Raw genomic sequence first — 7,334 nt, 5'->3', positions numbered from 1 at the left:
GCCCTGTCGCTGGCCAACCAGGCCGACCAGAGCATCCTCCAGCTGTTCTGATCGAACGGCTTTCGGAAGAAACGAAAACGGCGGCGGCGAACCTCGGTTCGCCGCCGTCTTTCTTTGTCGCCCGCGTCGCTCGCGCGGTGTTCGCGAAGATGCATCGCGCTCATGCCGGCGAACGATCCGCGCCCTCCCCCCTTGCGCGCCGCACCGTACTCTGTCACCGTTCGCCTCGTTCCGAGGGGTGTTCTCGTACGAGAGCTGAGATGGCGCGGGCCCCGCGCCGAACCCTTCGAACCTGATCCGGGTCATGCCGGCGAAGGGACGGGAACCATGCCGACCGACGTCATTCATCCCTCCGGATCCGCCCGCCCGTGCCGCATGGCCCGTGTCGGAGGATCCCCATGCCCACGACGCTGACGCGCCTCGCCGCGCGCGCCGCCCATGGCCTCGTGCCGCTCGCCGCTTTCCTCGCGGCGTGGTGGATCGCGGTCGCGCTCTTCGCCCCGCCGGTCTGGCTGCTGCCGGGCCCCGACCGCGTCGCCCGCGCCTTCGCCGCCAACCTGCCCCTCCTCCTCGACAACGGCCTCGTCACCGCCCTCGAGATCGTGCTCGGCCTCGTCTGCGGCGTCGTCTTCGGCGTCGCCGCGGCGATCGTCATGGCGCTCGTCCCCTGGACCGCCCGCCTCGTCCTGCCGGCGATCGTGGTGATCCAGACGCTGCCGGTCTTCGCGGTGGCGCCGCTCCTCGTGCTGTGGTTCGGCTTCGGCCTCGCCTCCAAGATCGTCATGGCGACGCTGGTGATCTTCTTCCCCGTCACGGCCAGCCTGCACGACGGCCTCGCGCGACTCGACCCCGGCCTCGTCGACCTCGCCCGCGTCCACGGCGCCTCGCGGCTCGACACGTTCCGCTTCCTGCGCCTGCCCTCCGCCGTGCCGGCGCTCATCTCGGGGCTGAAGATGGCGGCGACCGTCGCCCCCATCGGCGCCATCGTCGGCGAATGGGTCGGTGCCTCGCACGGCCTCGGCCTGATGATGATGCACGCCAACGCGCGGCTCCAGACCGACGTGATGTTCGCCGCCCTCGTCCTCCTCGCTCTGTTCGCCGTGGGTCTGCGCGCCCTCGTCGATCACCTCACCCGCCGCTGGGCCCCCTGGGCGGCGGAACCCGTCGTCCCTCGCTCCTGACAGGAACCCCGACATGAAGCGTCTCGCATCGCTCGCCCTGGCGAGCCTCCTCCTCGCCACGCCCGCCGCCGCCGCCGACAAGATGACGGTGCTGCTCGACTGGTTCGTGAACCCCGACCACGCCACCCTCTTCGTCGCCCGCGACAAGGGCTTCTTCGCCGCCCGCGGCCTGGAGGTCGAGCTCGTCGCCCCGGCCGACCCGTCGGCCCCGCCGCGCCTCGTCGCCGCCAAGCAGGCCGACGTCGCCGTCACCTATCAGCCCGAGCACCTGCTGGCGCTGAAGGAGGGCATGCCGCTCGTCCGCTTCGCCACGTTGATCGAGACGCCGCTCAACTCGGTGATGGCGCTGGAGGGCGGCTCGGTGAAGTCGCTCGCCGACCTCAAGGGCAAGAAGATCGGCTATTCCGTCTCCGGCTTCGAGGACGCCATCCTCGGCGCCATGCTGGAGAAGGGCGGGCTGAAGCTCTCCGACGTGACGCTGGTCAACGTCAACTTCGCCCTCACCGCCGCGCTGCTCACCAACCAGGTCGACGCCGTCGTCGGCGGCTACCGCAACTTCGAGGCGACCGAACTGGAACTCGCCGGCAGACGCGCGATCGCCTTCTTCCCCGAGGAGAACGGCGTGCCGCCCTACGACGAACTGATCCTCGTCGCCCACCGCGACGCGGTGAAGGACGCCCGTTTCGCGAAGTTCAACGCGGCGCTCGAAGAAGCGACGCTGTGGGCGACCAATCACCCGGCCGAGACCCGCGCGCTGATGGAGAAGGCCGACCCCAAGCTCGCCGACGAGCTCAACCGCCGGGCGCTGACCGACACGCTGCCGCGTTTCGCCAAGCGCCCCGGCGCGATCGACACCGTCCGCGCCGAGCGCTTCGCCGCCTTCCTCAAGGCGCGCGGCCTGATCGACACGATTCCGTCGCCCGAGAGCTACATGATCGAGCCGAAGTGATCGGAAGACCGGCATCGGCGCGGACGAGACGTGGCCGATCAGGAGGTCACGATGGATCTGAGCGAGATCGAGATCTCGTCGCCCAGACTGCGGCTGTCGGCCTTCGCGCCCACCGATGTCGCAGAGGTGTTCGCCGCGGTGACGCCGACGCTCACGCGCTTCACGGGGTTTGAGCCGTCGCCTTCGATCGAGGCGCTGGCTACCGTCTGCGCCGACTGGCCGCGGCAGGCGGTCGAGGGACGAACGCTTCATCTCACGGTTCGCCTCGCGCGGACCGGCGCCTTCGTCGGCATGTCCGGACTGCACGCGCTCACCTGCGACGAACCGATCGTCGGGATCTGGATTCGGGAGAGCGAACAGGGCGCGGGTTTGGGCCGCGAGACGGTTGCGGCACTGGCGCGATGGGCCGGCGAGGTTCTCGGCGTCGAGGCATTGCGTTATCCCGTGGCGGACGAAAATCTCGCCAGCCGCGCGATTCCCGAGCGGTTGGGCGGTATCATCGTCGGCCGCTCGCAGGCCCTGAAGGCGGACGGTCGCCGGTTGAGCCTGTCGATCTACCGCATCCCTATCCCGGTGGGGTCGGCATGCGATACAGATGCATCCGAAGGGACCAGCGTGATCCGATGACCCATCCGACCCCCGACGCCTCGAGCTTCGAGGACACCATCACCGTCCGCATCTACTGGGAAGACACCGACGCCGGCGGCATCGTCTATCATGCCAGCCACGTCCGCTTCTTCGAGCGCGGCCGCACCGAATATCTGCGCGCCCTCGACCTGTCGCAGTCGCAGATGCAGGCGATCCGCGGCATCGTCTTCGCGGTCCGCCGCATGGAGATCGACTACCTCCGTCCGGCGAAGCTCGACGACCTCCTGTCGGTGACCACCCGCACCCGCATGGTCGGCGGCGCCCGCGTCGTCATGGAGCAGGTGCTCGCCCGCGGCGAGGAGACGATCGCGAGCGCCGTCGTCACCGTCGTCTGCCTCGATGCCGAGGGAAGACCGCACCGCGTGCCGGCCGACCTCAGGTCGCTCTTCGGCCATCCCGAGTGAGATGCAGGCGCCGCAGCGCAGCATCGTAAACCGATCCTTAACCCTACCAATGGCTTGCTGGCTCGGCGCGGACCCGCTCGGGGTCCTCGTTTGGTCACATTCGCCGGGCAGAAGGAACGCGAGGTTCGAGATCGTCGCCGGTGATCGCGATCCGATGGCCGCTCGTCACGAGCGGGCGTCGGCGAAAGGCGTTCGTTTCTCGCTCGACGCCTCGCACCGCTCCCACCGTCGCCCGAGCCGTTCTCGGCCGAAAAGGTACCCGACACATGAATCCCGAAGTCGCTCAGGCCGCGCTGGCCGCGCCGCATTCCGACATGACGCTCCTCGCGATGTTCTGGAGCGCGCACATCGTCGTCAAACTGGTGATGCTCGGGCTGTTCTCCGCCTCGGTGTGGTGCTGGGCGATCATCGTCGACAAGGTCTTCCTCTACATGAAGACGCGTCGGCAGATGGACAACTTCGAGCAGATCTTCTGGTCGGGCCAGAGCCTCGAGGATCTCTACCGCACGCTGTCGGCGCGCGCCAACCACGGCATGCCGGCGCTCTTCGTCGCCGCGATGCGCGAGTGGAAGCGCTCCCACGAGGGCGGCCGCCCGGCGATCGGATCGCTGCAGCAGCGCATCGACAAGGTGATGGACGTCACCATCAACCGCGAGGTCGAACGCTTCCAGTCGAACCTGCTGGTGCTCGCCACGATCGGTTCGTCGAGCCCGTTCATCGGCCTCTTCGGCACGGTGTGGGGCATCATGACGGCGTTCCAGGGCATCGCGGCCTCCAAGAACACCTCGCTCGCGGTCGTCGCACCGGGCATCGCCGAGGCGCTCTTCGCCACCGCGATCGGCCTCGTCGCGGCCATCCCGGCGGTCATCGCCTACAACAAGCTCTCGGCCGACGCCGGCGCGCTCGGCGGCCGGCTCGAGACCTTCGCCGACGAGTTCTCCGCCATCCTGTCGCGTCAGATCGACGAGCGGCAGGCGGCCTGAGGAGGCGTACCCCATGGCGATGTCGGTCGGCGGATCGGGAGCACAGGGCGGGCGGCGCGGCCGTCGTCGCGCGCGCTCCGGCCCGATGAGCGAAATGAACATGACGCCGTTCATCGACGTCATGCTGGTGCTGCTCATCATCTTCATGGTGGCGGCGCCGATGATGACGGTCGGCGTGCCGGTCGACCTGCCCGAGACCCGCGCCAAGGCGATGGAGGGTCAGACCCAGCCGATCACCGTGTCGCTGGACGGCCAGGGCCGCATCTACATCCAGGACGCCGAGTTCAAGATCGACGATCTGGTTCCCAAGCTTCAGGCGATCGCCAAGAACGGCATCGACGAGCGCATCCTGGTGCGCGGCGACAAGACGACCGACTACGGCTCGATCCTGAAGGTGATGGGGCGGCTGAACGACGCCGGTTACAAGAAGATCGGCCTCGTCTCGCTTCCCGAAACGGCGTCGAGGTAAGGATCGATGCGTCCGGGTCTGCCGTCCTCCGCCGTGCTCCACGCGGCCCTTCTCGCCTGGATCCTGTTCGGATTCCCGGGCTTCGAGAAGCGCGAGGACCAGCCGGCGGTCGAGGCGATGCCGATCGAGTTCGTGCCGATCGCCGACGTCGCCGAGCTCAAGCTCGGCCAGAAGACGGCGAAGCCCAAGGAAGAACTCGTCCAGAAGGACACGGCCAAGTCCGCCAAGGAGGCCGAAGGCGCCCGCGCCGGCACCGACGCGCAGGAAGAGCCGCCGCCGCCGATGCCGGAGGCCAAGCCCAAGCCGCCGGAGCCCAAGGTCGAGCCGAAGCCCGAGAAGGTCGCCGAGATCCCCAAGGTCGAGCCGGTCAAGCAGCCCGAGCCGAAGCCCGTGGTGAAGCCCGAGCCGGTCAAGGCGCCCGAGCCCAAGCCCACACCGGTCAAGCCGCCCGAGCCCAAGCCCGATCTGCCCAAGGAGGCGGAGAAGGCCAAGGACACCGGCGAAGGCGCGCCGCCCAAGCCGAAGGATCCGCCGAAGGACACCAAGGCGCTCGACAAGCTGATCGAGGACCAGAAGAAGGTCGACGAGAAGAAGGCCGCCGACGCCAAGGCGGCCGCCGATGCCAAGGCCGCGGCCGATGCCAAGGCCAAGGCGGACGCCAAGGCCAAGGCCGACAAGGCGGCCGCCGATGCCAAGGCTGCGGCCGACGCGAAGGCCAAGGCCGACGCGGCGGCGAAGCAGGCGGCCAATTCCAAGGCCTTCTCCTCGCAGATGTCGGACATTCTCAACCGCAACCAGTCCGGCGCCTCGCAGGGCAAGGAGCAGAAGACGGCGAGCCTCGGTGCGCCTTCGGGCAAGCTCTCGGTGGTGCGGATGACCCAGGCCGAGACCGACGGACTGATCGGCCAGATCAAGAAGTGCTGGAACCCGCCGATCGGCTCGGCCGAGGCCGGGCTCAAGGTGACGCTGCGCTTCTCGCTCAACCAGGACGGTTCGCTCAACGGCCAGCCGACGGTGGTGGAGGGCCCGGCCCATCCGCTCGGCGTCAGCCTCGCGGCTTCCGCGCGGCGCGCGCTGATGCAGTGCGGCCCCTACAAGCTTCCCGCGGACAAGTTCTCGGCCTGGAGCCAGGTCGAGGCGACGTTCGATCCCAAGGATCTGTGATGTTTCGGGGGCAGTCTCGCGGACGGCGGGAACCCCCAGCGACGAGGACGACGATGACGACGACACCGAACCCGATCCGCTCCGCGAGCGAGGCCACGGCCGCGCCGCGGCTTCGTCGCGGCGGCGCGCTGCGGCGTGTTCTCGCCGCGGCGGCTCTTGCGCTGGCGACCGCCGCGGGCGCGCTCTCGCTCGCCACGGCACCGGCCGAGGCGCAGCTGCGCATCACGGTCACCCCCGGCGGCAGCTTCCAGCCGATGCCGATCGCGGTGCCGCAGTTCGGCGGCGATCCGGCGCTCGCCCAGCAGATCTCGCAGATCGTCGCCTCCGACATGAAGACGTCGGGCTACTTCAACGTCCTCGACCCGAACTCCTATCTGGAGAAGACGGTGGGCGCCGACGTGACGCCCAACTTCAACAACTGGAAGGGCATCGGCGCCCAGGCGGTGATCGCCGGCACGGTGTCGCGCCAGGGCGGTCAGGTCGTGGCGCAGATCCGCGTCTGGGACGTGTTCGGCGGCTCTCAGGTGGTCGGCACCCAGGTCGGCACATCGGGCGACAACATCCGCCGCCTCGCCCACATCGCGGCGGACGCGGCCTATGCCTCGCTGACCGGCTTCAAGGGCTTCTTCGACAGCCGCGTCGTCTTCGTCGACGAATCGGGACCGAAGTCCAACCGGGTGAAGAAGCTCGCGATCATGGACTGGGACGGCGCCAACGTGCGCTACCTCACCCGCGGCCAGGAACTGGTGCTGACGCCGCGCTTCTCGCCGTCGTCGCAGCAGGTCGCCTACATGGCCTACGGCCAGGGCGAGCCGAAGGTCTTCGTGCTCAACGTCGCCTCCGGCGCCCGCCAGCTCGTCGGCGACTTCCCCAACATGACCTTCTCGCCGCGCTTCTCGCCGGACGGCAACACGCTCGTCTTCTCGATGCAGAAGGAAGGCAACGCCAACATCTTCGCCATGGCGATGGGCGGCGGCGGCGTGCGCCAGCTCTCCGACGGCGCGGCGATCGACACCTCGCCCTCCTTCTCGCCCGACGGTTCGCAGATCGTCTTCGAGAGCGATCGCGGCGGCTCGCAGCAGCTCTACGTGATGAGCGCGTCGGGCGGTCCGGCCAAGCGCATCTCCTTCGGCTCCGGCCGCTACGCCACGCCGGTGTGGTCGCCCGATCCCGACAACCCGTTCATCGCCTTCACCAAGCAGGACGGTTCGGGCTTCAAGATCGGCGTCATGAAGCCGGACGGCTCGGGCGAGCGCATCCTCACCGAAGGCTTCCACGCCGAAGGCCCGACCTTCGCGCCGAACGGCCGCTACGTGATGTTCTTCAAGGAAGAGGGCGGCGACCCGGTGCTCTGGCTCGCCGACGTCACCGGCCACGTGCTGACGCAGATCCGCACGCCCGCCGGCGCCTCCGACCCGGCGTGGTCGCCGCTGCTGAAGTGATGCAATTCGGCAACATTGGCGCGGCGACGTCCCTCGCCGCGCCGACGCCGCGCGCCGGACACCTTTTGGCCATGCGCCGAGAGTGAATTCGGCC

Annotated in this window: 8 protein-coding genes and 1 riboswitch; all 8 genes read left to right on the top strand. The window is 69.0% G+C overall.

The window, feature by feature from the left end:
- Nucleotides 1-224 precede the first annotated feature (224 nt).
- Nucleotides 225-336: riboswitch (TPP riboswitch) on the top strand.
- A 62-nt stretch (nucleotides 337-398) separates the two neighbouring features.
- Complete coding sequence (locus ACT541_RS20505) at nucleotides 399-1,181, top strand: ABC transporter permease (RefSeq protein WP_476139260.1); 783 nt, start codon at nucleotides 399-401, stop codon at nucleotides 1,179-1,181.
- 13 nt (nucleotides 1,182-1,194) lie between these two features.
- The gene (locus ACT541_RS20500; protein WP_476139258.1) at nucleotides 1,195-2,130 is read left to right on the top strand and encodes an ABC transporter substrate-binding protein; all 936 of its coding nucleotides are present in this window, start codon (nucleotides 1,195-1,197) and stop codon (nucleotides 2,128-2,130) included.
- A gap of 51 nt (nucleotides 2,131-2,181) precedes the next feature.
- Nucleotides 2,182-2,757 carry a GNAT family N-acetyltransferase gene (locus ACT541_RS20495; RefSeq protein ID WP_476139256.1) on the top strand — a complete coding sequence of 192 codons (576 nt, stop codon included), beginning with the start codon at nucleotides 2,182-2,184 and terminating at the stop codon, nucleotides 2,755-2,757.
- Complete coding sequence (gene ybgC / locus ACT541_RS20490; protein WP_476139254.1) at nucleotides 2,754-3,182, top strand: tol-pal system-associated acyl-CoA thioesterase; 429 nt, start codon at nucleotides 2,754-2,756, stop codon at nucleotides 3,180-3,182. The genes ACT541_RS20495 and ybgC overlap by 4 nt, the downstream gene beginning before the upstream one ends.
- 266 nt (nucleotides 3,183-3,448) lie before the next feature.
- Nucleotides 3,449-4,165 carry a protein TolQ gene (gene tolQ / locus ACT541_RS20485; RefSeq protein ID WP_476139252.1) on the top strand — a complete coding sequence of 239 codons (717 nt, stop codon included), beginning with the start codon at nucleotides 3,449-3,451 and terminating at the stop codon, nucleotides 4,163-4,165.
- 13 nt (nucleotides 4,166-4,178) lie between these two features.
- Complete coding sequence (tolR, locus tag ACT541_RS20480) at nucleotides 4,179-4,634, top strand: protein TolR (RefSeq protein ID WP_476139250.1); 456 nt, start codon at nucleotides 4,179-4,181, stop codon at nucleotides 4,632-4,634.
- Nucleotides 4,635-4,640: 6 nt separating this feature from the next.
- On the top strand, nucleotides 4,641-5,798 hold the full coding sequence (gene tolA / locus ACT541_RS20475; RefSeq protein WP_476139248.1) for a cell envelope integrity protein TolA: 1,158 nt from the start codon (nucleotides 4,641-4,643) through the stop codon (nucleotides 5,796-5,798).
- A 53-nt stretch (nucleotides 5,799-5,851) separates the two neighbouring features.
- Nucleotides 5,852-7,240 (top strand): Tol-Pal system beta propeller repeat protein TolB, encoded by a 1,389-nt coding sequence (gene tolB, locus ACT541_RS20470; protein ID WP_476139246.1) that lies wholly within the window; start codon nucleotides 5,852-5,854, stop codon nucleotides 7,238-7,240.
- The last annotated feature ends 94 nt before the right edge of the window (nucleotides 7,241-7,334 follow it).

Source organism: Pinisolibacter sp. DMC100 (assembly GCF_056313705.1).
This window is presented reverse-complemented; position numbering and strand designations above follow the sequence as displayed.

What these genes read in the sequence shown, in the direction of transcription:
- ACT541_RS20505 (WP_476139260.1), top strand. Translation starts at nt 399, where the DNA reads ATGCCCACGACGCTGACGCGCCTCGCCGCGCGCGCCGCCCATGGCCTC.
- ACT541_RS20500 (WP_476139258.1), top strand. Translation starts at nt 1,195, where the DNA reads ATGAAGCGTCTCGCATCGCTCGCCCTGGCGAGCCTCCTCCTCGCCACG.
- ACT541_RS20495 (WP_476139256.1), top strand. Translation starts at nt 2,182, where the DNA reads ATGGATCTGAGCGAGATCGAGATCTCGTCGCCCAGACTGCGGCTGTCG.
- ybgC (WP_476139254.1), top strand. Translation starts at nt 2,754, where the DNA reads ATGACCCATCCGACCCCCGACGCCTCGAGCTTCGAGGACACCATCACC.
- tolQ (WP_476139252.1), top strand. Translation starts at nt 3,449, where the DNA reads ATGAATCCCGAAGTCGCTCAGGCCGCGCTGGCCGCGCCGCATTCCGAC.
- tolR (WP_476139250.1), top strand. Translation starts at nt 4,179, where the DNA reads ATGGCGATGTCGGTCGGCGGATCGGGAGCACAGGGCGGGCGGCGCGGC.
- tolA (WP_476139248.1), top strand. Translation starts at nt 4,641, where the DNA reads ATGCGTCCGGGTCTGCCGTCCTCCGCCGTGCTCCACGCGGCCCTTCTC.
- tolB (WP_476139246.1), top strand. Translation starts at nt 5,852, where the DNA reads ATGACGACGACACCGAACCCGATCCGCTCCGCGAGCGAGGCCACGGCC.